We start from the raw sequence: 19,701 nt of genomic DNA on the forward strand, positions 1-19,701 counted from the left end.
GCGGATCGCGCCCCGGGTTATTCTGACCTGGCCGTCATTTCAGTCCGCGCCCAGCAGTTTCAGCAGACCTTTTTTGGCCTCTTCCTCAAGCTTGTTCCTGATGGCATCTTCGATTTGGTCACTGTCCGTAATCGTAGTGTCCAGTTCGCCGCCGACTTTTTCAAAGACCTTCTGCTTGGCGTCATCTTCAAGCTTTTTGAGTTCTGCATCAGCCGCGGCCTCAATCACCTTGCTCAGGTCCGGCCGGATCGAGGGGTTGCTCCATGGCCCCTGTATCCGCACCGGCACGGCAATGCCCTGACCCGAATTTGCCCGCAATGCGACCGGGGTGAACAGGTAATCGATGTTCCGGGCACCCAGCCCGACGCGACCTTTTCCATCCGCCCGGTAGTTATCCAACAGCATCAGCAGATCGTTATTGGTTAGCGTGCCTTGATCCATGGTGAACGTGGCCGACAGGCTGTTGAACACCGTTGTGCCGCCCGTACCCTGCCCCCGCCCCATCAGACGGTCGAGATCGATACCTGCGATTACCCCTTTGCCAACATTGACGCCCCCTTTCCCGCTGAGGGATCGCATGATCTGGTCTTCGGTTTGCCCGACGCCCAGAAACTCGAGCGTTCCCGATCCGGTGCCCGAAAGCCGTTCGATCCCGGCCAGCGTTGAGAGCATCTGCTTCAGGTCAATCCCGTCAGCCCTAAGGTTGCCGCCCACCGACAGCCCGTTCCGGTTGTTGACCACCATCTGCCCGTTCAACTGTCCTGAGAACAAGGTTGCCGGGTGCATTTGAAACACAGCCCGCGCGCGATCAAGGCTCATGGTCAGATCGCTTTGGCCGAATGTCATTCCAGGAACCGCAATCGAGGTGGCCGTCAGGCGGATATTGCCGTTGGCCAAAGCCAGGGCTGATGCATCAATCGGGTCTTTGGACCAACCCGTGTCAGGCGCAGATGCACTGGTTGCTCCACCACCGGTGGAGGCATCGGTGCCAGCAATCTGAGACAGATCCAGATCACCCGCGCTCAGCCGCGCCGTGATCTGAGGCGGATCGGAAATGACAATGTCCGCCTCGCCAGTCAGGCGGTTGTTGTCCAGAATTGCGGTCATATCCCGCAAGGCGACCCGGCCGTCGCTGGTATAGGTCATCTGACCGGATACATTCGCCACGCGCCCCAGCCCCTGCGGCACATAAGTTCCGGCCTGCCCGAAGGCCGCCAGCATTTTCTCGGTGCTTGACGATTGGACCTCAAGCTGGCCGTCCATTTCCCCGGCCAGGTTGACCCGTCCGTCAAACCCGAACTGACCACCCGGCGCCGCAAGCAGCAATTCCAACGCGGTCACGTCTCCGGACGAAAATGCGGGTAGGTCGGGTATTTTCAGATCGACCTTCACGGTGCCGCCGGGCACCGCCATGCTGGCCTCCATCACCATTGGGGCGGTGATTTCGGGCCAACTGGCCGACAAATCGACATTCGCGAAATCCATCGTTGTGACACCGTTTTCGACGAAAATCAGCCGCACACGGGTCAGTTCCAGAAACTCCAGCGTGACCGCGCCAGCTTCGGCATCCGGCGCAGATCCCCCGGGATCGCCACCCGAAGTGGCAGCCGTCTCAGTGCCAAGTTCCCAGTTTGCGCGCCCATCCGACACTTCCAGTCGAAGAACCGGGTTTTCTGCCACGACCCGTTTGATCCTGATGTCACCGGACAACAACGCCGCTGCGTCGACACCGACCATCAGACGTTCCGCGCTCAGCATTGGTTCTGGCCCGGCCCATGCAGCGTTACCAAACGTGACGGGCCCGGTTTCCATTCCCAGAACCGGCCAGAAGGACAGGTTCACGTCTCCGGACAGGTTCAGGTCGCGACCTGTCTGCGCCCGAACCTGCTCGGCCAGAATTGATCCCAGTTTTTCGCCCGGCATCAGCAGCAACGCGCCAATCACCAGCCCGATTACGGCAACGAATACGAACAGGATCCGCAACAACCACTTCATCTTTCTGCTCTCCGCCTTTTTGGCTTTTCTTTGCTTGGGATCATTCAAATCAAAAGCGGGATTTGCAAGGGGAAGCGTTCCCCACTATATGCCGCGCCATGAGCACGAACCCGCCAAACCTCCGCCCCGACCTGGCGCCTGCCGCCCGGATCACCGATACGCCCCGTCCGAACCAGCCGACCATCGGTATGGTGTCCTTGGGCTGCCCCAAGGCTTTGGTCGATAGCGAGCGTATCCTGACCCGTCTGCGTGCCGAAGGGTACGGCATTTCGCCCGACTATTCAGGGGCCGATGCCGTCATCGTGAACACATGCGGGTTCCTGGACAGCGCCAAGGCAGAATCGCTGGATGCAATCGGCGAAGCGTTGGTGGAAAACGGCAAGGTCATCGTGACGGGCTGTCTAGGCGCGGAACCGGACTACATCCGCGAGCATCACCCGCGGATCATGGCCGTCACCGGCCCACATCAATACGAACAGGTGCTGGATGCCGTGCATTCCGCTGTTCCGCCCGATCCGGACCCGTTCGTCGACCTGATGCCCGCCTCGGGCGTCAAACTGACACCACGCCACTACAGCTATCTGAAGATTTCGGAAGGCTGTAACCACAAATGCAAATTCTGCATCATCCCTGACATGCGCGGGAAACTGGCCAGCCGCCCCGCCCATGCGGTGCTGCGCGAGGCGGAAAAGCTGGTTGAAAGCGGTGTGCGCGAGTTGCTGGTAATCTCGCAGGACACCTCGGCCTATGGGCTGGATCGCAAATACGACGTCAACCCGTGGAAAGACCGCGAGGTACGCAGCCACATCACCGATCTGGCGCGCGAGCTGGGACAGCTGGAAGCCTGGGTGCGGCTGCATTACGTCTATCCCTACCCGCATGTGCGCGAACTGATCCCGTTGATGGCGGATGCTGGTTGCAATGTATTGCCCTATCTGGACATCCCCTTTCAGCACGCCCATCCGGATGTTCTGAAACGCATGGCCCGCCCGGCCGCCGCGGCCAAAACACTGGAAGAAATCGCCGCATGGCGCGCGACCTGCCCCGACATCACCCTGCGTTCGACCTTTATCGTGGGTTATCCGGGCGAGACAGATGCCGAATTCCAGACCCTGCTGGACTGGATGGACGAAGCCCAACTGGATCGCGTTGGCTGCTTTCAATACGAAAACGTAGACGGTGCCCGGTCCAACGACCTGCCGGATCACGTTCCTGCTGACGTCAAACAGGACCGTTGGGAGCGATTCATGGAAAAGGCACAGGCAATTTCAGAGGCCAAGCTGGCGGCCAAGGTTGGTCAGACGATTGAGGTCATCGTCGACGAAATCGACGAAGACGCCGCCACATGCCGCACGAAGGCAGACGCGCCCGAGATCGACGGCAACCTGTTCATTGACGAAAACTTCGAAACCCTGAAACCGGGCGACATCGTTTCTGTCGAGGTCGACGAGGCCGGAGAGTATGATTTGTGGGGAAAACTGGCCTGACCAAAAGACGTCAATCGCCGTGACGACCGGCAAATGGTACATTCAGATCAGGGCACGGATTTGCAGGCGGCCCTGAAAAGGACCGCCTGCGAAAGGCTTATTGGGAAACTGGATTACAGACAGTCTGACCCGCTTCGGTTGTGGCCAGTTCATAACCTGCCGGACAGCTCGGAGAACCGTATTTGTCATAGTCAGGCTGGATATAGACCGGGGCCGGCTCTTCCTGCTGAGAGCAGGCGGTCAGAATAAGGGCAAACGCACCTACGGCTGCGAGTTTCAGTTTCATGTCCGTCAATCCTCTATTACTTTTCTGATATTGCCCGGTTTTTCGGGCCAATCTCAGAATAAGAGTTGGCGGGCGTTCTGGCAACTAAACAGATCACAAATTCGTTATTTCGGGCAGAGTTACGCTGGTAAAGACGACCACGAGCGCTGAAAATTCCACAACCGCTACCCTTTTCAGGCCTATGTTCTAAACTATTGAAATGACATCAGCCAACAACGGAGCAGCCAAATGTCCGACAGCCCGATCATTGCCCAGAAAGGCCCTTATCCGGTCGAAGTGACCGAAGGTAAAAGCTATTTCTGGTGCGCCTGCGGTACGTCCAAGAAACAACCTTTATGCGACGGATCTCACAAAGGAACCGGGCTGGAGCCGGTGAAATACACTGCCGAAGCAACAAAGAAGGTTTTCTTCTGCGGCTGCAAGCAGACATCGAAACCGCCATTGTGCGACGGCTCACATTCGCGTCTGTGAAGACTTTCTAAGCGCCTCAAGAGCAGAGGCGTTTGCGCAGAAATCAGGCGCCTTTTCCGGTGTGGACTGCTGCGTTGCCAGCCATAACTCACATTTGCTGCTGCAATCCGCTGCCCGGCACCGAGTAACGATTTCGGCAAATCCGTGGGGCGACAGTTTCCCTTCGGCCATCGCATCCGAGAACGAAACCCCGATGATCCGTGCGGTCGATCGGGTAAGCCAGAAGTGCTTGTCGATATCTCCAAGTCTGTCCGAAGCCATCACTTGCATCCTTTTTGCCGGGCTTTCAGCACCGCAAACTGAGCCTTGTTCATACAGATTTCAGGGGCGTTGGACGCGTCTTCGCAACGGTCCAGCCATTCAGGACAGGCACTGGCCCAGCTACAGCCCCGGCATCGCTGCACCATGTTGCTCCAGTCCCGCTGGGTCAGGTGCCCGCCCTTATGCGCTGCGGCGATGTCTACGCCGGTCGCCTGTCCCATGCGCAGGACCAGTCGAAGATGGGTCATGATGTGTCCCAGTGGTGACATGGTACATCCGGCCGCTCAGGGTTTCAGTTTGTTCAGCAATTCCTGATTTCGGCAGTATTCCGGCGTCTGGCTTGTGGCTACCGCTTTGGTCAGGAAGTTCTCGCAATGGCCGGGATTGGGGCAATCGGTGCAGCGCAGAACGGCATCGGAAATCGCGTCGATCGAAACCTGGCCAGCGATGGCGGCTTCTTCCAGATCAACTCCGACAGTTGTGGCCATCTGGTCCAGAAGACCGGCATGGCGTCGCAATGTGTTACGGCTGAGCATTACGCATCCTTTCCCGTTCGCGTTACAAGAAAGGATATCGCACCCGTTCGCGTCAGCCTTTGACCCAGGTCAAGGTGCTGGCGCCTGATGATCCAGATAGGCGCGCGTCGCATCCTGCACGCGCCGGAAGCGGTCGCCCCCCAGTTTTTTCCCGCCGTACCAGCGCGTTACTACGATCAGATGGCTGTCCAGACCTGCCCGCTCCATCATTCGCAGTATCACCATTCCGGCCCCGCTTTCGCCGTCATCCGCTTTGAGCGCACCGGTCGGCAGTACCGCAGCCCAGGTATTGTGCGTGGCTTTTGCATAGCTCTTGTCAGATTTCAGCTCACTCAAAACCGCATCGATTTCATCCCGGGTCTTAACTGGCGCACCGGATACCGCATATTTCGAACCGCGATCTGTCAGGATAACGCCCATCCGGACAAGCGATGTCATGGGGTCAGCCCCAGTTGCCGGGCGGTTTCCTGAACTATCTGCACACGCTGCGCGTTAGGTGGATGGGTGCCAAGAAACTTGTCACCCGGATCAGGAATGCGATTGAAATACACTGCCCCCACCAAGGGGTTGTATCCCGCCCTATAGGTAATGACGGTGCCCAGTTGATCGGCCTCAAGCTCGAAATCCTTAACATAGGCCTGCACACCGACCTGTGCCCCCAGTTTCTGCCAAGCTTCAACATCAGCGTCATCTCCTCCGTCGAGGCGCGCGAGGTCACCGAAAATCACCGCGCTCTCCTGCGAATTGTTCGACTGCCTGGCAAGGTGACCCAAAACGTGATGCGCGGCCTCGTGCCCCATGACAAACGCCAGTTCGTCGGCGTTCTTTGCTGAATTGATCATGGTCTGTGTGAAAATGATCACCGGTTGCCCGTCATCATCCAATGTCTGAAACGCGTTTTCTGGGGCCCGTGGGTTCAGATCAACCATGATCGTAAAGTCGCAGTTCCGGTTGCCCGACTGTCGCAAGCATTCAGTGCGCGCCGCTTTGCCGACTGCTCGGCTGATTTCGCGGAACTCTGCGGACGAGACCTGAGAACCCGGGCTTTCGCTGTCCCAATCCTCGGCAGGCAAAACGCGCAAAGTACCGCCTTCGCAGGCCGCCAGCAGAACAGAAACCAGCAAAAATATCAGGCGGCGCATCAGTAATCCTTTGGACCGGTCATACCGTATCGCAACCATAGCGTGCCATGCCGGGAACGGCCACGTCTGATTGGCAGTCAATGGGTTGCATTACCTGCGTCGGCCCTGCACTTTGCCTTTATGTTTTCGATTGAGCATGAATTCGACTCGACGGTCATTACCCTGGTGGACGAAGGCGAAAAGCCTTTGAACGAAGATGTCGTCATCAACAGTTTCGCAGAATGTGTGACGCTTGAACAATTGGATCCGCGCACTGACCAGGTTCAGAAAATTACCCTGTCACCCGAACAGGTGCGCGACTTGGCGGCGGCGCTAGACCTGCCTGAGGGGGTCTATCAGATACGCGAAACGCCACCTCAGGGATCATAGACAAAGGTTTTGTCACGAGCGGTCTGACCGTGCTTCAGGATCAAGGCAGACGCCGAAATCCCCATGGAGCGTGCCAAAAGATTACGAACCGCCTTGTTTGCCCTTCCGTCTTCAGGTGCGGCGGTGACACGGACACGCAGAGTGGTGCCGTCCACTGCAATGCTGTCACGCGCTGCTTTTGGAGTAACCCTGACCGAAATCTGTTTGCCCGGCACGGCAAGTGCGCTCAGATCCGGTAAATTTCGTAGTTTTGCTTTGGCCATCCTGCTTCCCTGTTCGCAACACCCTTGCATGAACGGGGACAGAGTGAAATTGATCTGACACCAAAACAGCTTGCCCTTGAATCAGAGGCAGTGCCACCCAAGATACAAACTGCCTATGTAAAGGAATTTAACATATGCCTCTCAAGAATCAGGCTGCTCTGGAGTTTCTGCAAATCCGCCGCTCACGTCCGGCCAAAACGCTGATTGCACCGGCCCCGACGCGGGAAGAGCTGATGCCTCTGCTTACGGCCGCGGCTCGCAGTCCGGATCATGGCAAGCTCGAGCCCTGGCGTTTTCTTGTGTTGGAAAAAGGGGCGATGGCCCGTCTTTCGGAGCTGACCGGGGACTGCGGCGCTCGACTGGGGAAATCGCCTGAAGATATTTCCAAGGCCCGCAGCCAGTTCGACATGGGTCATCTGGCCGTCGCTGTGATCGAGGTTCAGAAACCATCGGAAAAAATTCCCGCCATCGAGCAGACCTACTCCGCCGGAGCGGTCTGTCTGGCGCTTTTGAACGCGGCGCTGGCCGCCGGCTGGGGCGCGAACTGGCTGTCAGGCTGGCAAGTCCATGACCGCAAGTTCTGCAAGGACGCTCTGGGCCTGGCCGATCACGAGCGTGTAGCGGGCCTGATTCACATCGCGACAGAAGGAGCGGAACCACCGGAGCGCCCGCGCCCGGATGTGATGGCACTGACGCAATGGGTTGTTGAATGATTATTTTTCAGTCGTTCTTTCTGGCGCTCGGCCAGATCGGAGATCCGAGATTCCGCAAGGTCCTGCTGCTGGGCGTCGGCTTGACTTTCGCATTGCTGGTCGTGGCTTATGCCGGTTTCCTGTGGCTTATCAATGCGCTTGTCGGCGACCAGGCCACTTTACCCTTGCTGGGTGAGGTCACGTGGCTGAACGATCTGCTCAGTGTCTCCTCGCTGCTGTTGATGATGGTACTGTCCGTGTTTCTGATGGTGCCCGTCGCCTCGGCCATCACGTCGATGTTTCTGGATGAGGTCGCGCAGGCCGTCGAGGACAGGCACTATCCCAATCTGCCACCGGTTGCAGGAATTCCGGTAGCCGAGGCGTTGAAGGATACAGTGAACTTTTTGGGCGTTCTGATCGCGGCCAACCTGCTGGCGCTGGTTCTATACGTGATCTTCACGCCGCTTGCCCCGTTTATCTTCTGGGCGCTGAACGGATTCCTGTTGGGGCGTGAATACTTCACTCTGGCAGCGATGCGCAGGCTGGGCCGCGACGGCGCGCGCAAGCTGCGCGCCAAGCATTCCGCAACCATCTGGATAGCCGGCACGTTGATGGCAATTCCGCTGTCAGTGCCGCTTGTAAACCTGCTGATCCCCATTATCGGAGCAGCCACGTTCACGCATATCTACCATCAACTGTCAGCCACGGACTTGTAAGGGCTATCCCTGGCGGTCAAGCTGGTTCAGCCAGTCGAAATCCTGCACCGAGATCACGCCGGACACGATGATACCGGCGATGATGGCCCACAGGACGGCCGAAATCCCGGTGGTGATCCACATCTTTTTCTTCATGTGATGCACTTCCGGAGCACCCGCATGGGTGCCCGGAACGATCTCGCCCAGATCGCCCTGCGTTTTGATCCGGATGGGCAACACCACCAGCAAGGTCATGAACCAGATGACCGCAAACAAAACAATCGCTGCCGTGATCGTCATATCAGATCCTTTGAGGCTGTGGTCAGACCTGCTCGAGTTCGACCAGACATCCGTTGAAATCCTTGGGGTGCAGGAACAGAACAGGTTTGCCGTGGGCACCGATCTTGGGCTCTCCCGACCCCAGAACACGGGCACCGGTTTCCTTCAGGTGGTCACGAGCGGCAATGATATCTTCGACCTCGTAACACACATGGTGAATGCCGCCCGCAGGGTTCTTTTCCAGAAACCCGTTGATCGGGCTGTTGTCGCCCAGCGGATAGAGCAGTTCGATCTTGGTGTTCGGCAACTCGATGAAAACGACGGTTACACCGTGGTCCGGCTCATCCTGAGGCGCGCCAACCTTTGCGCCCAGCGCGTTGCTGTATTGCGCGGATGCGGCTTCGAGGTCCGGAACGGCGATGGCGACGTGGTTCAAACGTCCGATCATTGTGCTCTCCTGTCGTTTCTGCGTTGCAGCGTTTATGGGCGCAGACGATCAAAAGGGCAAGGCGCGACGGCCCTGCCCCGGTATTGCCCTCCGGCGTCAAACACCCAGACACCAGCGCATGACCGCCTTTTGCGCGTGAAGACGGTTTTCGGCCTCATCAAAAATGACCGAGTTCGGGCCATCCATAACCTCGGACGTGGCTTCCTCTTCCCGGTGCGCCGGCAGGCAGTGCATGAACAGCGCGTCGGGTTTGGCGTGGGCCATCAGTTCGGCATTGACCTGATAGGGGCGCAGCAGGTTGTGACGGCGTTCCTTGGCAGACTGGGAATCGTGCATCGAGACCCAGGTGTCGGCGACCACCAGATCGGCACCTTCAACCGCTTTGTAGGGATCACGTTCGACCACGATCTTCGAGCCCTTTTGGCGGGCAAAGCCCATGAACTCTTCTTCCGGATCGAATTGAGCGGGTCCCGTAAACGTCAGATCAAACCCGAACTGACCCGCCGCATGCAGGAACGAGGCGCAGACGTTGTTGCCGTCACCGGTCCAGACAACCTTTTTGCCGGCGATGGGGCCGCGGTGTTCTTCGAAGGTCAGCACATCGGCCATGATCTGGCAGGGGTGGGTACGATCGGTCAGGCCGTTGATCACCGGCACGTCGGAATATTCGGCCATCTCGGTCAGGATCGTTTCATCAAAGGTCCGGATCATGATCATGTCGACATAGCGCGACAGAACACGCGCGGTGTCGGCGATGGTCTCGCCATGGCCCAGCTGCATGTCCTTGCCGGACAGCACCATGGTCTGCCCGCCCATCTGGCGCACGCCCACATCAAACGACACGCGGGTCCGGGTCGAAGGTTTTTCGAAGATCAGCGCGACCATGCGATCCTTGAGAGGCTGTTCATCGTCATGAGCCGCCTTGGGGCGGCCGAGGCGCGCCTTTTTCATGGCGTCGGCTTGGTCGATCATGCTGCGCAGGGCTGCTGCATCGGTTTTGTGGATGTCGAGAAAATGGTTCATTTCATTTCGCTTTTGGCTGTCGGACGCCGGGGGCCAGCCCCCGGACCCCCGGAGTATTTGGGAAAAGATGAAGATCAGGCGGTTGCGAGACTGGCTTCGACCTGTCGGGCGGCTTTTTCCAGGCGGATCATGGCCTGCGCGATATCGTCCTCGGTCAGCGTGAGCGGTGGCAGGAGCCGAATGACGTTATCCGCGGCAGGGACGGTGATGACCCCGTTGTCATAGCCGGCATTCACCACGTCTATGTTTGTCGGCTTGCATTTGAGGCCCAGCATCAGACCGGCGCCGCGCACTTCTTCGAACACGTCAGGATGATTGGCGATCAGGCTTTCGAGTTTCTGGCGCAGCAGGCCGGCCTTGCGGTTCACGCCTTCGAGGAAGGCCGGTGCGGCGACCTGATCGATCACTGCACAGCCTACCGCGCAACCCAGCGGGTTGCCGCCATAGGTGGACCCATGTGTGCCCGCTGTCATGCCGTTCGCCGCATCCTCGGTTGCCAGCACGGCACCCAGCGGGAAGCCCCCTCCTATACCCTTGGCAACCAACATGATATCAGGTGTAATACCCGCCCATTCATGAGCAAAGAGCTTTCCGGTACGGCCGACACCGCATTGCACTTCGTCCAGGATCAGCAGGATTCCGTTATCGTTGCAGATCTGGCGCAGCGCCTTGAGTTCCGCATCCGGAACCGGGCGAATGCCCCCTTCGCCCTGAACGGGTTCGATCATGATCGCGGCTGTATGTTCAGTGATGGCGTTTGTGACACCGTCAAGATCGCCGAAGGCTACATGAACAAAACCGGGTAGCAGCGGACCGAAGCCCTTGATCATCTTCTCGGACCCGGCGGCGGCGATACCTGCCGAGGAACGCCCGTGAAAAGATCCCTCGAAGGTAATGATCTCGATCCGCTCCGGCTGATCTTTGTCATAGAAGTGCTTCCGAGCCATCTTGACGGCCAGTTCACAGGCTTCGGTACCGGAATTGGTGAAGAATACGGTATCCGCGAATGTGTGTTCGACCAGTTTGTCGGCCAGCGCCTGCTGTTGAGGGATCTGGTACAGGTTCGAAACATGCCACAACGCGTGCGCCTGATCCGTCAGAGCCGCAACCAGTGCCGGATGCGCGTGACCCAGCGCGTTCACCGCGATCCCGGCGCCGAGGTCCAGAAAACGTCGGCCGTCCGCCTCGGTCAGCCAGGCACCTTCGCCTTTCACGAATGAAAGCGGTGCGCGATTGTAGGTCGGCAGAACGGACGGGATCATCGGATCATCCTTTTCAGATTGGTTAAGCCCCGTGAGTGATGCACGAAGCCCGGTTTCGTCAACTGATTTGGTGGAGATTGCGCTGATTTGAACAGCACAAAGGATCAACTGGGCCGGTTACGCGGTCAGGCGTCGGCGTCGGAGGCGCAGGATATGTGCGTGTTTGATCATGCGGGCCGTATAGCGGGACCTTCGGTTTCTGAAAACCCCGAAATTGAGTGGATCGCATAATTTCACTCTGACACAAGCATTTGGCACTTGTCATTTCGCCCTGCGTCGCGCACCGCTGAACCATGACCCCGGCGCGCCAGAACCCTGCCCTTGCGGCTATTCTCATCTTTGTTGCAAGCGCGCTGATCGCGGGCACAACACTGCTGGCCAAGGCGCTGGGCACCGATACGCTTGGTCCGGCGCTGCATCCGATACAGATCAGCCATGGGCGGTTTCTGTTTGCCTTTGTCGTGATCATCAGCGCGGTCTTCGCGCTGCGTCCGAACCTGCGGCGACCTCATTGGGGGCTGCATGTCGGGCGGACCAGCTTTGGCTGGTTGGGGGTCACGCTGATGTTTGCCTCGGTCGCGTATATTCCAATAGCGGATGCGACTGCGATTTCCTTCCTGAACCCCGTCTTTGCGATGATGCTTGCTATCCCACTTCTGAAAGAGGGGGTCGGTCCCTGGCGCTGGCTGGTGGCAGCGGTGGCCCTGACAGGCGCGCTGATCCTGTTGCGCCCCACGCCGGCCAGTTTTCAGTCCGCAGCGCTTTTGGCGCTGACGGCGGCTGCGGTGATCGGGATGGAGCTGATATTTATCAAGAAACTCTCGGGTCGTGAAATTCCGATCCAGATTCTGCTGGTGAACAACTCTATGGGGCTGGGCATCGCAACGGTCGCGGTAATTGCGGTTTGGCAGCCGCCCACCGCAGCACAATGAGTCGCTCTGGCGGGGATCAGTGGGCTGATGGCCTGTGCGCAAGCCTGTTTTGTCAACGGTATGGCCAGGGCTGACGCCTCATTCGTGGCGCCGATCAGCTACGCGACCCTGATCTTTGCCGCCCTGTACGATTTTGCTGTTTTTGGCGTAATTCCGGATGCGGTCAGCTTGGCAGGCTCGGCCATCATCCTGACCGGCGCCCTGATTCTGGTCTGGCGCGAGGCCCGCGCGCGGCAATAAAAATATCCGGAAACTTCCAACGCTTTGGCCCGAGGGCGACCTCGGTGTCGCAAATCTTCACGACACCTGATCCGAGACCCGCATTCTGGTCGAAGTTGTTTGTTGTTTAGAGAGATTACGCGATGCACGAACGCCGAATCCCGGAATGGGTCCGCCATGCTCCTGCCCCGTCGGTTCGCGAGTTTGGACTGCTTGCGGGTTTTGAGGCGATTGTTCGGGGCATTTTGATTTCGGTCTTTCCGCTGGTGATGTATCGCGCGCTGGGCGACGCGTCTTCGGTTTCCTTTGTGTATTTTCTGGTGGGGATCGTGTCACTGACGGCCGGTCTGATGGTGCCATTCATCATTCGCTTCATTCCGCGGCGCTGGGCGTACACCATCGGCTGCGTGATGTTCATGGTCAGCGCTGTGCTGGCCATCGAGGGCAGCCCGACCGCCGTGGTGACTGCCTTGGCCATAAACACGGTGGCGACAGTTGTGACATTTGTCTGCTTCAACGCTTACGTGCTGGATTACATCAGCAAAATCGAACTTGGACGCTGCGAAACCAGCCGCATGTTTTACAGCGCGCTGGGCTGGACTGGCGGACCGATGGCCGGCGTATTGCTGATGGAACTATGGGCACCAGCGCCTTTCGTGATCAGCGCGGTCGCCTCTTTTGGCATGCTGATCCTGTTCTGGAGCATGCGCCTGGGCAATGGCAAACTGATCACCAAAGCACGCGGACCGGCAACGAATCCACTGGCGTTTCTGCCTCGTTTCTTCTCCCAGCCCCGGCTGGTGGCCGGATATCTGTTTGCGATGATCCGCTCGTGCGGCTGGTGGATCTATGTGGTCTACCTGCCAATCTTTGCCATTCAGAACGGGCTGGGTGAGCAGCTTGGCGGCATTCTGCTGTCGGGAACCAATGCAATGCTGTTTGTCGCCCCATTGATTCTGCGCTGGGTCCAGGCGCGGTCTTTGCGGGCTGCGGTTCGGACGGGTTTTGCCGCCTGTGGGGTCTGTTTCGTCGTCGCCGGGGCGGTGGCGGGATGGCCCACCGCGTCGGTTGCGGCGCTGGTTTTGGGGTCGGTCTGGCTGATCGTGCTGGATATCTGCGCCGGGTTGCCATTTCTGATGGCCGTGAAACCGTCGGAGCGGACCGAGATGTCAGCTATCTATTCCAGCTATCGGGACGTATCGGGCATTCTGACGCCGGGCGTGGCCTCACTGGTCCTTCTGGCTACGCCGGTTGCAGGCGTGTTTGCGGCCGGCGGCGTTGCCCTGTTTGGGGCATGGGCGGTAGCTGCACGGTTGCACCCCAGGCTGGGACGACCCCGGGTCCCGTTGCAGCCGGGTGCGCTGGCCGAAGCCGCCTAGGCCTTTAGCCGATACCCTGTGCGCAGCATCTGCCACGTCAGCGCGCCTATCAGGCCCGTTGCGCCTGCGCAGACGGCCATGCCCAGCCACGGCGAACTGTCGGACACGCCGATCATCCCGTAACGCAACCCGTCAATCAGATAAAAGACGGGATTCAGATGGCTCAGGCGGTTTAGCACCGGTGGCAAGGCTTCGACCGAGTAGAAGGTGCCCGACAAAAAGGCCAACGGTGTGACAATGAAATTGGTGATCGCCGCCATCTGGTCGAATTTGTTGGCGAAAATTCCGGCAAGCAGCCCGAGTGCCCCCATGAAAGCGCCGCCAAGCAGCACAAAAATCAGCGCTGTCAGCGGATGTTGCGGCACCAGCCCCAGAACCACTGCCAGCGCGATGGCGACAACGCAGGCTATCAATACGCCACGTGCGATGCCGCCGGCCAGATAGCCCAGCAAAATCTCCAGCGGCGAAAGCGGAGGCATCAGAGTGTCGACAATGTTTCCCTGCACCTTGGCGATCACCATCGATGATGATGTGTTGGCAAAGGCGTTCTGAATGACTGTCATCATCATGATGCCCGGGGCCAGGAAGATCAGGAACGGCACACCCATCACGTCCGGCCTGCCGGGGCCGATAGCGATATTGAAGATCAGCAGGAACAACCCCGCGGTCACCAGCGGGGCCAGCAAAGTCTGCGTCCACACCGCCAGAAAGCGCAGGGTCTCGCGCTGCGCCAGCGTGTAAAGGCCCATCCAGTTCACTACTCCGAAATGGCGCGTATTCTGATCTGCGGGAATTTGCATCATCTGACCTCAACCTGATTCGAAGACAGCTTGTAACTCGGGCTGCAGTGATTAAAATAGGGGGCTGATACGAATTCCCAAGGCGGCCCGAATCCGGGGCCGCTTTCCGCTTTTGAAAGGCAAATGATGTCCTGGACTGACGAGCGTGTAGAACTACTGAAGAAGATGTGGGGCGAGGGCCAGTCGGCCAGCCAGATCGCCAAGGAACTGGGTGGTGTGACCCGCAACGCCGTGATCGGCAAGGTGCACCGTCTGGGCCTGTCGAACCGGACCACGGGCGCGGCACCGGCCAAGGCTGAACCCAAGGAAAAACCAGCCCCCGAACCAAAGGCGGAAGCCAAGCAAAAACCTGCACCTAAGACTGAACCGGCACGCCCGGCCCCTGCCCCGGCAGCCGAAGCCAAGCCCGCCATTCCGGCCCGTCGTCAGATCATCCCGGCCGGTCAGCCCTTGCCGCCGCAACCGTCGGCCAACGAGATCAGCCCCGAAGCGCTGGCCAAGGTCAACGAGGTCGAAAAGAAGGCCAAAAAGCTGACTTTGATGGAACTGACCGAGAAAACCTGCAAATGGCCGGTCGGCGACCCCGCAACCGAAGATTTCTGGTTCTGCGGTCTGCCGGTTGAACAGGGCAAACCCTATTGCGAGGCGCATGTGGGCGTGGCCTTTCAACCCATGAGCGCCCGCCGCGACCGCCGTCGCTGACCGGGATGCGCCAGGATCCGACCGCGCTGGAGGATACCTGGCTTGCGCGGGCGAAACGTCTGCTGGCGCTGTCCGAGACCGGGCAGCACTTTACCACGGACGGTTTTGACCGCGAACGCTATGACGAGATCGCCGCTTTGGCGCGCGCCATGCTGGCTGATCTTGGCCACGTCCCGCTGTCACGGATCGAAGGGCTGATATCCGACCATACCGGCGGTTACGCAACGCCCAGCATTGATATTCGCGGCGCAATTATTCGCGACGGCCGAATCCTTCTGGTCCGTGAACGCAGCGACGGACGATGGGCGATGCCGGGCGGTTTTGCCGATATCGGCAGTTCCCCGGCGGAAAACATTGAACGCGAAGTCTGGGAAGAGGCCGGACTGCGGGTCCGCGCACGTCAGCTTTACGCGCTGCGACACAAGGCACGCCACCCGTATCCGGCGGACATACGGGATTTCTACAAACTGTTCTTTCTGTGCGAGGAAAGCAGCGTCACAGCACCAGAACCCGGCATGGAAACAAGTGAGGTCGCGTTTTTTGCGCCCCAGGATCTTCCGGAGCTGTCTTTGGTTCGGAATCTGCGGTCAGATATCGAAGCCGCATTTACGGCACTCACGAACGGGTCGACTGTCACCCTGTTCGATTGACATCAACTTCCCGCCGTAATCAGTTGTTCTGGTAGAAGAATGACAGCTTGCGGCTGGTTCCGCTGGGCGGGCGTGGGAACGGCGCTGCGCGCCTGACCTGTTCGCGGGCCGCCCGTTCAACTTCGAGCGAGCCGGAACTGTCCACGATTTCGACCCAGGCCAGTGAACCGTCGGGATCGATCTGGAAAAACACCTGCGCAAAACCTCGGGCCGAAACAAACACAACCGGTGCACGATTCAGATGTACCAGAACCTGCCCGGCATAGTTGGTTACATCGGAGTTCCCAGGCCCGCGCCCGCCCGAGCGCGATCCCCCGCTGCCCTGCCTGAACCTATCGATGCCTTCGCGGCGATATACGGTCAAAGGCGAATCGACTACCTGATCAGGAAAGCGCAAGTCGCTGAAATCCCTCGATCCCTTCAATACACCTTGCCGTGCCGTTGTTGGTCGCCGGTCCGGAAGGCGTGGCCTGATTGAGGTGGTCACGGCGAGCTCTGAATCTTCAGATTCTTCCACTGTTTCCGCCGCTTCCGGTATCGGTGACAGAGCGGCGATCTCCGGTTCCACCGCTTCCTGCACGGGTGGAACGATGGCCGTGACCGGCGGGGTGGCGGCTGCTTCGGGTACGACAGGCAGAGCGGCAAGCTGTTCGGGTTCTGCCGCTGCCTCGATTGCATCAGGATCGCCCTGAGGCGCTTTGGCCGCGGTTTCCGCCTCAATGGGGTCGGAGTTGGCTTCATCGGCACTGGGTTTGTCGTCACCATCGGCTTCTTCGGCTGTAACTGAAGGCTGGACCGGCTCTGCAATCTCTGGCTGAACGATTTCGGCTTCGCCGGTATCAGGGGACGGCACCGGTTTTGGGTCGTTTGAGGCGACCAGCGCCTCGGTGATCGGAACCGGTTCCGTCCGTTCGGGTTCGGGCGGCGTTTCCTCTGGCGGCTCGGGCGTTTCAGCAGGCTCGGGTTCGACGGGTTCCGCCACGGGCTCGACCAGGTCCTCGAAGGCATTGCCCATTGCCACCCTGTCAGGCCGGGTATCCGGTGTCTCAGATCCGGGCAGCGCCGGTGTCGTCAGGGTAAGCCCCATCAAGTGAACCATCACCGAAATCGCGATCGCCACGGCGGCAATCAGGGCAGACCCGCGGATCATTCGAGCGCCTGTTCGGTCACGACAAAGACCGATGTTGCCCCCAGACGGCGCAAGGAAGTGGTGATTTCGATCAGGCGCTGACCCTGCGCGTTGCGGTCCGGAACGATCCGTACCGGACCTGCATCATGTGTTTGCATATAGGCCTCGGCGCTGGATGGAGCACCGCGAAAACTAAGTGTTCCATCGCTGTGCAGCACCAGCGCGTCGGGTGGTTCGCGCCCGGTCAGATCGGACGTGTTCACCAGTTCAAGGTCCCCGTCCATTGGTGGTGCCAGCGTGCCCGTGATCAGAAAGAAAATCAGCATCAGGAAGATGACATTGATCAGCGCGATGGTGGAATCACGTTTACGGCTGGGGCGGGTACGGCGGATCATGGCCTTACTCCAGCACCAGAACGCTGAGGTCTTCACGGCCGCGCAGCAGAGCCAGAATATCAACCAGATGCTGTGCTGTGGCGTCGTTGTCCATGCTGATCAGAACCTGACCCGCTTCGACCCGGACCGCCAGTTCCTCGGGCGTGACCGGCGCGCCGTTCAGTACCAGCCGGGTCGCCCCCAATTGCACGAAAGCGCGTTCCGACGGCGCATCCGAGGCCGCCCCACCGCTGGTTGCGCTGCTTAGTTCGATCTCGCCAAAGCGGGAAAAGGTCGAGGACAGCATGAAGAACAACAAAAGCAGGAAAATGACGTCAATGAGTGGCGTCATCGACAATGGGCGGCGAACGAAGGGTGCGGTATTACGCATGTTCGGGCGCGACCGGGGTATGCGCTCTGCCCGTCGCGGCCTGAATGCCCTGCCCCGGAACCAGCACGGTCCGCAGTGCCTTGTCAGCGAACACACGCTCGCGTGCCGTCCGGCTTTCGAACCACGACAACACCATCGAGGTTGGCATAGCAACCGCCAGCCCGACTGCCGTGGTGATCAGCGCAACCCAGATACCGCCAGCCAAAAGCGAGGGATCGACCGAAGCCCCGGCGGATTGCAGGCTCTGGAACGCTTCGATCATACCCAGAACAGTTCCGAACAGCCCCAGCAGCGGCGCGAGTTGCGCAACGGTATCAAGCAGGCGAAAACCCCGCTCTAACCCCGCCAGCGCCAGCCCGGCCTCGGCATCCAGCCGCTCGGACAGGCCCGGTGCATCCGGTGCGTCCATCGCCGCATTCACGAGCGGAGCAAGGTAGCTGTGGCTTTGTGTCAGACGGTCACGCGCAAGCTGCCGATCACCCGCATCCCAGGCCGCCAGCGCCTGAGACAGCACCCGATGCCGACCCACGCCGCACGCGGCAAACTGCCAGAGCTTGTACAGCGTGACGGCGAGCGTCAGCACCGACATCACGATCAGGATCGCAACCACCGGCCCACCCAGGGCCACGATCTCGCGCAGCGCAACCAGCGGGCTCATCCCAGTAGCTCCACGTCGACACGGCTGCCAAGCGTCAGCGTTTCCCGGCATATGTCGCTTTCTGCCCCGTTGACCTGACAGGAATTCGTACCATTAAAAAGAACCTGACCGATCTTCTCGCAGGACAATCCGGAAAGGTTGAACTGGCGCACGCGCATACGGCCCTCGGGAAGGTCCCTCAGAAGCAGAAGCGTCAGGCGATCCACGCCTCCGGAGGTGTCGAAAATCACGGCTTCAAACGAAACAGCGTCAACACCTTGCCCCGTGTCATTTCTCACCACGAAAGTCATCTGGCAGGCGTCATCAATATCCTGAAGTGTGTTGAGTTCGACAAACAGTTCCGCCGCAGAGTTTTCATCAGATTGCGCCAGCGCCATGGCGGGCAACATTCCCAGAAAGAGCCCGGCTAGCGCGAGACGTCGAATTAACATGTGCGGGCTCCCGAAGGTTCAGCAGTTACTTTGTTGACCCCGGGGATCGCACCCGGGGTGTGGTTTTCATACCCAAGATAGGTGCGATGAAAAAGACTTGCAGGCGGCCTTGTGAAAATTCGTGCATTTTTTGGGAAAAGCCCGACATGCCCGATCAAACAGACCTGTTGGGCCAACCGACTGTTGCCCCGCTTGGCGTCAGCGCCCGAATGCGCTGTTCGGGGTCCATTTCATTTTTTCACCCGCTTTGCCCCATTTCATCATCAGGCAGGATGTTCCGTATTTCTGGAAATACTTAATATTCAGCGGGTACCACCCGGCCTTTGGCACTTCGACCTCGGTGCGCTGGTTGGCTTCGCAGCCCTGGCGTCCGTTGACATACCCGATCTGTTGACCGCCGACATAAGCGTCAATTCCATCGTTGGACCAGGTTTCCAGCTCATAGATACCGGGGGAGTCAAAACGGATAAACCCGGTAACCTCCGCCGCCACATTATAGGCTTCGTTGAAAGTCATGACAGGATCACCATCCGATGTGTCACGGTAATCCAGTCCCCTCAAAGGCGGACCCGCCTTGGCCTTTTTCAACAGGAAATCAACTTTGGCGAGGTTCTGAATCTTGCGCGGTGGATTCCCCTCCCATGCGTATTTCACATTCAGTCCCGCCTTCGCGTTGGGCTGCGGGTTTGCGGGTTGCAGTTTCAATGGCGCGGACATGGCCGTGCTGCCGATTACCGCCGCGACTGCGGCCAGCGCACCGATCCGAAAGAGTTTCATGGTCTTCTCCCTGAGTGTGGTCCTTTGGGGTTGCTCCCCTTTCGACCTGG

27 protein-coding genes and 1 pseudogene are annotated in these 19,701 nt (G+C 59.1%); 9 read left to right on the top strand and 19 right to left on the bottom strand.

Going from position 1 to position 19,701, the window contains the following annotated elements; all coding sequences use genetic code 11:
- Nucleotides 1-39: 39 nt before the first annotated feature.
- Nucleotides 40-1,995: an AsmA family protein gene (locus ACR0MI_RS15820; RefSeq protein WP_170816736.1), complete on the bottom strand. Its 1,956-nt coding sequence runs from the start codon at nt 1,993-1,995 to the stop codon at nt 40-42.
- A 98-nt stretch (nt 1,996-2,093) separates the two neighbouring features.
- On the opposite strand from ACR0MI_RS15820, the gene rimO reads away from it, so the two are divergent.
- Nucleotides 2,094-3,482, top strand: coding sequence for a 30S ribosomal protein S12 methylthiotransferase RimO (gene rimO, locus ACR0MI_RS15825; protein ID WP_170816735.1), 1,389 nt, complete (start codon nt 2,094-2,096; stop codon nt 3,480-3,482).
- 97 nt (nt 3,483-3,579) lie between these two features.
- Here rimO and ACR0MI_RS15830 read toward each other — a convergent pair whose 3' ends face one another.
- Nucleotides 3,580-3,768, bottom strand: coding sequence for a hypothetical protein (locus ACR0MI_RS15830; RefSeq protein WP_170609689.1), 189 nt, complete (start codon nt 3,766-3,768; stop codon nt 3,580-3,582).
- Between the two features lie 228 nt (nt 3,769-3,996).
- Between ACR0MI_RS15830 and ACR0MI_RS15835 the strand changes: the two genes are divergently transcribed.
- The gene (locus ACR0MI_RS15835; protein ID WP_170609687.1) at nt 3,997-4,239 is read left to right on the top strand and encodes a CDGSH iron-sulfur domain-containing protein; all 243 of its coding nucleotides are present in this window, start codon (nt 3,997-3,999) and stop codon (nt 4,237-4,239) included.
- On the opposite strand, the gene ACR0MI_RS15840 is transcribed toward ACR0MI_RS15835, so the two are convergent.
- The 5 genes from ACR0MI_RS15840 to ACR0MI_RS15860 all read right to left on the bottom strand — a co-directional run bounded on the left by ACR0MI_RS15840 (nt 4,222) and on the right by ACR0MI_RS15860 (nt 6,178).
- Nucleotides 4,222-4,500: a DUF6455 family protein gene (locus ACR0MI_RS15840; protein ID WP_170609685.1), complete on the bottom strand. Its 279-nt coding sequence runs from the start codon at nt 4,498-4,500 to the stop codon at nt 4,222-4,224. The genes ACR0MI_RS15835 and ACR0MI_RS15840 overlap by 18 nt on opposite strands.
- Nucleotides 4,500-4,769 (bottom strand): DUF6455 family protein, encoded by a 270-nt coding sequence (locus ACR0MI_RS15845; protein WP_170609683.1) that lies wholly within the window; start codon nt 4,767-4,769, stop codon nt 4,500-4,502. Before ACR0MI_RS15845 ends, ACR0MI_RS15840 begins: the two co-directional genes overlap by 1 nt.
- A 15-nt stretch (nt 4,770-4,784) precedes the next feature.
- A complete protein-coding gene (locus ACR0MI_RS15850) occupies nt 4,785-5,036 on the bottom strand; it encodes a DUF6455 family protein (protein WP_170609681.1) in 252 nt (83 codons plus the stop codon).
- A gap of 69 nt (nt 5,037-5,105) precedes the next feature.
- On the bottom strand, nt 5,106-5,474 hold the full coding sequence (locus ACR0MI_RS15855; RefSeq protein WP_170609679.1) for a YigZ family protein: 369 nt from the start codon (nt 5,472-5,474) through the stop codon (nt 5,106-5,108).
- Entirely contained in the window at nt 5,471-6,178 is a 708-nt protein-coding gene (locus ACR0MI_RS15860; protein ID WP_170805241.1) for a M48 family metalloprotease, read from the bottom strand. The genes ACR0MI_RS15855 and ACR0MI_RS15860 overlap by 4 nt, the downstream gene beginning before the upstream one ends.
- A 120-nt stretch (nt 6,179-6,298) precedes the next feature.
- On the opposite strand from ACR0MI_RS15860, the gene ACR0MI_RS15865 reads away from it, so the two are divergent.
- Nucleotides 6,299-6,547: a hypothetical protein gene (locus ACR0MI_RS15865; RefSeq protein WP_170609675.1), complete on the top strand. Its 249-nt coding sequence runs from the start codon at nt 6,299-6,301 to the stop codon at nt 6,545-6,547.
- Here the strand turns inward: ACR0MI_RS15865 and ACR0MI_RS15870 are convergent.
- A complete protein-coding gene (locus ACR0MI_RS15870) occupies nt 6,535-6,810 on the bottom strand; it encodes a DUF167 domain-containing protein (RefSeq protein ID WP_170609673.1) in 276 nt (91 codons plus the stop codon). The two genes, ACR0MI_RS15865 and ACR0MI_RS15870, sit on opposite strands and share 13 nt — an antisense overlap.
- A 134-nt stretch (nt 6,811-6,944) precedes the next feature.
- Between ACR0MI_RS15870 and ACR0MI_RS15875 the strand changes: the two genes are divergently transcribed.
- Nucleotides 6,945-7,523 carry a nitroreductase family protein gene (locus ACR0MI_RS15875; protein ID WP_170609672.1) on the top strand — a complete coding sequence of 193 codons (579 nt, stop codon included), beginning with the start codon at nt 6,945-6,947 and terminating at the stop codon, nt 7,521-7,523.
- Nucleotides 7,520-8,218: an EI24 domain-containing protein gene (locus ACR0MI_RS15880; RefSeq protein WP_170609670.1), complete on the top strand. Its 699-nt coding sequence runs from the start codon at nt 7,520-7,522 to the stop codon at nt 8,216-8,218. The genes ACR0MI_RS15875 and ACR0MI_RS15880 overlap by 4 nt, the downstream gene beginning before the upstream one ends.
- 3 nt (nt 8,219-8,221) lie before the next feature.
- Here ACR0MI_RS15880 and ACR0MI_RS15885 read toward each other — a convergent pair whose 3' ends face one another.
- The 4 genes from ACR0MI_RS15885 to ACR0MI_RS15900 form a co-directional block, all read right to left on the bottom strand.
- A complete protein-coding gene (locus ACR0MI_RS15885; RefSeq protein WP_170609668.1) occupies nt 8,222-8,497 on the bottom strand; it encodes a DUF1467 family protein in 276 nt (91 codons plus the stop codon).
- A gap of 22 nt (nt 8,498-8,519) precedes the next feature.
- Nucleotides 8,520-8,924 (bottom strand): methylmalonyl-CoA epimerase, encoded by a 405-nt coding sequence (gene mce, locus ACR0MI_RS15890; protein WP_170609666.1) that lies wholly within the window; start codon nt 8,922-8,924, stop codon nt 8,520-8,522.
- A gap of 96 nt (nt 8,925-9,020) precedes the next feature.
- Nucleotides 9,021-9,947: an ornithine carbamoyltransferase gene (gene argF / locus ACR0MI_RS15895; protein WP_170609664.1), complete on the bottom strand. Its 927-nt coding sequence runs from the start codon at nt 9,945-9,947 to the stop codon at nt 9,021-9,023.
- A gap of 74 nt (nt 9,948-10,021) precedes the next feature.
- Complete coding sequence (locus ACR0MI_RS15900; RefSeq protein WP_170609662.1) at nt 10,022-11,209, bottom strand: aspartate aminotransferase family protein; 1,188 nt, start codon at nt 11,207-11,209, stop codon at nt 10,022-10,024.
- Between the two features lie 293 nt (nt 11,210-11,502).
- Here ACR0MI_RS15900 and ACR0MI_RS15905 point away from each other — a divergent pair.
- Together ACR0MI_RS15905 and ACR0MI_RS15910 are read left to right on the top strand one after the other, a co-directional pair.
- Nucleotides 11,503-12,381, top strand: a pseudogene (locus tag ACR0MI_RS15905) (DMT family transporter).
- A gap of 122 nt (nt 12,382-12,503) precedes the next feature.
- A complete protein-coding gene (locus ACR0MI_RS15910; protein ID WP_170619478.1) occupies nt 12,504-13,739 on the top strand; it encodes an MFS transporter in 1,236 nt (411 codons plus the stop codon).
- Here the strand turns inward: ACR0MI_RS15910 and ACR0MI_RS15915 are convergent.
- Nucleotides 13,736-14,539, bottom strand: coding sequence for an ABC transporter permease (locus ACR0MI_RS15915; RefSeq protein WP_480441854.1), 804 nt, complete (start codon nt 14,537-14,539; stop codon nt 13,736-13,738). The two genes, ACR0MI_RS15910 and ACR0MI_RS15915, sit on opposite strands and share 4 nt — an antisense overlap.
- Nucleotides 14,540-14,665: 126 nt before the next feature.
- Here ACR0MI_RS15915 and ACR0MI_RS15920 point away from each other — a divergent pair, with 126 nt between their 5' ends.
- Both ACR0MI_RS15920 and ACR0MI_RS15925 read left to right on the top strand, forming a co-directional pair.
- On the top strand, nt 14,666-15,241 hold the full coding sequence (locus ACR0MI_RS15920) for a GcrA family cell cycle regulator (protein ID WP_170610884.1): 576 nt from the start codon (nt 14,666-14,668) through the stop codon (nt 15,239-15,241).
- A 5-nt stretch (nt 15,242-15,246) separates the two neighbouring features.
- Nucleotides 15,247-15,891 carry an NUDIX hydrolase gene (locus tag ACR0MI_RS15925; RefSeq protein ID WP_480490312.1) on the top strand — a complete coding sequence of 215 codons (645 nt, stop codon included), beginning with the start codon at nt 15,247-15,249 and terminating at the stop codon, nt 15,889-15,891.
- 19 nt (nt 15,892-15,910) lie between these two features.
- On the opposite strand, the gene ACR0MI_RS15930 is transcribed toward ACR0MI_RS15925, so the two are convergent.
- From ACR0MI_RS15930 to ACR0MI_RS15955, 6 genes are all read right to left on the bottom strand, one after another.
- Nucleotides 15,911-17,041 carry a TonB family protein gene (locus ACR0MI_RS15930; protein ID WP_170609654.1) on the bottom strand — a complete coding sequence of 377 codons (1,131 nt, stop codon included), beginning with the start codon at nt 17,039-17,041 and terminating at the stop codon, nt 15,911-15,913.
- Complete coding sequence (locus ACR0MI_RS15935) at nt 17,038-17,415, bottom strand: ExbD/TolR family protein (protein WP_170816734.1); 378 nt, start codon at nt 17,413-17,415, stop codon at nt 17,038-17,040. Before ACR0MI_RS15935 ends, ACR0MI_RS15930 begins: the two co-directional genes overlap by 4 nt.
- 4 nt (nt 17,416-17,419) lie before the next feature.
- Nucleotides 17,420-17,746, bottom strand: coding sequence for a biopolymer transporter ExbD (locus ACR0MI_RS15940; protein WP_170610876.1), 327 nt, complete (start codon nt 17,744-17,746; stop codon nt 17,420-17,422).
- Nucleotides 17,747-17,777: 31 nt separating this feature from the next.
- Nucleotides 17,778-18,443: a MotA/TolQ/ExbB proton channel family protein gene (locus ACR0MI_RS15945; RefSeq protein ID WP_170609650.1), complete on the bottom strand. Its 666-nt coding sequence runs from the start codon at nt 18,441-18,443 to the stop codon at nt 17,778-17,780.
- Nucleotides 18,440-18,874, bottom strand: coding sequence for a hypothetical protein (locus ACR0MI_RS15950; protein ID WP_170609648.1), 435 nt, complete (start codon nt 18,872-18,874; stop codon nt 18,440-18,442). Before ACR0MI_RS15950 ends, ACR0MI_RS15945 begins: the two co-directional genes overlap by 4 nt.
- 198 nt (nt 18,875-19,072) lie before the next feature.
- Complete coding sequence (locus tag ACR0MI_RS15955) at nt 19,073-19,651, bottom strand: PA14 domain-containing protein (RefSeq protein WP_170609646.1); 579 nt, start codon at nt 19,649-19,651, stop codon at nt 19,073-19,075.
- Nucleotides 19,652-19,701: the final 50 nt, after the last annotated feature.

Source organism: Ruegeria sp. D4 (genome assembly GCF_056534475.1).

Coding starts and splice junctions, on each gene's coding strand:
- ACR0MI_RS15900 (WP_170609662.1), bottom strand. CDS start 11,209: ATGATCCCGTCCGTTCTGCCGACCTACAATCGCGCACCGCTTTCATTC.
- ACR0MI_RS15945 (WP_170609650.1), bottom strand. CDS start 18,443: ATGAGCCCGCTGGTTGCGCTGCGCGAGATCGTGGCCCTGGGTGGGCCG.
- ACR0MI_RS15950 (WP_170609648.1), bottom strand. CDS start 18,874: ATGTTAATTCGACGTCTCGCGCTAGCCGGGCTCTTTCTGGGAATGTTG.
- ACR0MI_RS15935 (WP_170816734.1), bottom strand. CDS start 17,415: ATGATCCGCCGTACCCGCCCCAGCCGTAAACGTGATTCCACCATCGCG.
- ACR0MI_RS15955 (WP_170609646.1), bottom strand. CDS start 19,651: ATGAAACTCTTTCGGATCGGTGCGCTGGCCGCAGTCGCGGCGGTAATC.
- ACR0MI_RS15845 (WP_170609683.1), bottom strand. CDS start 4,769: ATGTCACCACTGGGACACATCATGACCCATCTTCGACTGGTCCTGCGC.
- ACR0MI_RS15855 (WP_170609679.1), bottom strand. CDS start 5,474: ATGACATCGCTTGTCCGGATGGGCGTTATCCTGACAGATCGCGGTTCG.
- ACR0MI_RS15820 (WP_170816736.1), bottom strand. CDS start 1,995: ATGAAGTGGTTGTTGCGGATCCTGTTCGTATTCGTTGCCGTAATCGGG.
- ACR0MI_RS15940 (WP_170610876.1), bottom strand. CDS start 17,746: ATGACGCCACTCATTGACGTCATTTTCCTGCTTTTGTTGTTCTTCATG.
- ACR0MI_RS15860 (WP_170805241.1), bottom strand. CDS start 6,178: ATGCGCCGCCTGATATTTTTGCTGGTTTCTGTTCTGCTGGCGGCCTGC.
- ACR0MI_RS15885 (WP_170609668.1), bottom strand. CDS start 8,497: ATGACGATCACGGCAGCGATTGTTTTGTTTGCGGTCATCTGGTTCATG.
- ACR0MI_RS15910 (WP_170619478.1), top strand. CDS start 12,504: ATGCACGAACGCCGAATCCCGGAATGGGTCCGCCATGCTCCTGCCCCG.
- ACR0MI_RS15875 (WP_170609672.1), top strand. CDS start 6,945: ATGCCTCTCAAGAATCAGGCTGCTCTGGAGTTTCTGCAAATCCGCCGC.
- mce (WP_170609666.1), bottom strand. CDS start 8,924: ATGATCGGACGTTTGAACCACGTCGCCATCGCCGTTCCGGACCTCGAA.
- ACR0MI_RS15840 (WP_170609685.1), bottom strand. CDS start 4,500: ATGGCTTCGGACAGACTTGGAGATATCGACAAGCACTTCTGGCTTACC.
- rimO (WP_170816735.1), top strand. CDS start 2,094: ATGAGCACGAACCCGCCAAACCTCCGCCCCGACCTGGCGCCTGCCGCC.
- ACR0MI_RS15930 (WP_170609654.1), bottom strand. CDS start 17,041: ATGATCCGCGGGTCTGCCCTGATTGCCGCCGTGGCGATCGCGATTTCG.
- argF (WP_170609664.1), bottom strand. CDS start 9,947: ATGAACCATTTTCTCGACATCCACAAAACCGATGCAGCAGCCCTGCGC.
- ACR0MI_RS15830 (WP_170609689.1), bottom strand. CDS start 3,768: ATGAAACTGAAACTCGCAGCCGTAGGTGCGTTTGCCCTTATTCTGACC.
- ACR0MI_RS15870 (WP_170609673.1), bottom strand. CDS start 6,810: ATGGCCAAAGCAAAACTACGAAATTTACCGGATCTGAGCGCACTTGCC.
- ACR0MI_RS15925 (WP_480490312.1), top strand. CDS start 15,247: ATGCGCCAGGATCCGACCGCGCTGGAGGATACCTGGCTTGCGCGGGCG.
- ACR0MI_RS15915 (WP_480441854.1), bottom strand. CDS start 14,539: ATGCAAATTCCCGCAGATCAGAATACGCGCCATTTCGGAGTAGTGAAC.
- ACR0MI_RS15920 (WP_170610884.1), top strand. CDS start 14,666: ATGTCCTGGACTGACGAGCGTGTAGAACTACTGAAGAAGATGTGGGGC.
- ACR0MI_RS15880 (WP_170609670.1), top strand. CDS start 7,520: ATGATTATTTTTCAGTCGTTCTTTCTGGCGCTCGGCCAGATCGGAGAT.
- ACR0MI_RS15850 (WP_170609681.1), bottom strand. CDS start 5,036: ATGCTCAGCCGTAACACATTGCGACGCCATGCCGGTCTTCTGGACCAG.
- ACR0MI_RS15835 (WP_170609687.1), top strand. CDS start 3,997: ATGTCCGACAGCCCGATCATTGCCCAGAAAGGCCCTTATCCGGTCGAA.
- ACR0MI_RS15865 (WP_170609675.1), top strand. CDS start 6,299: ATGTTTTCGATTGAGCATGAATTCGACTCGACGGTCATTACCCTGGTG.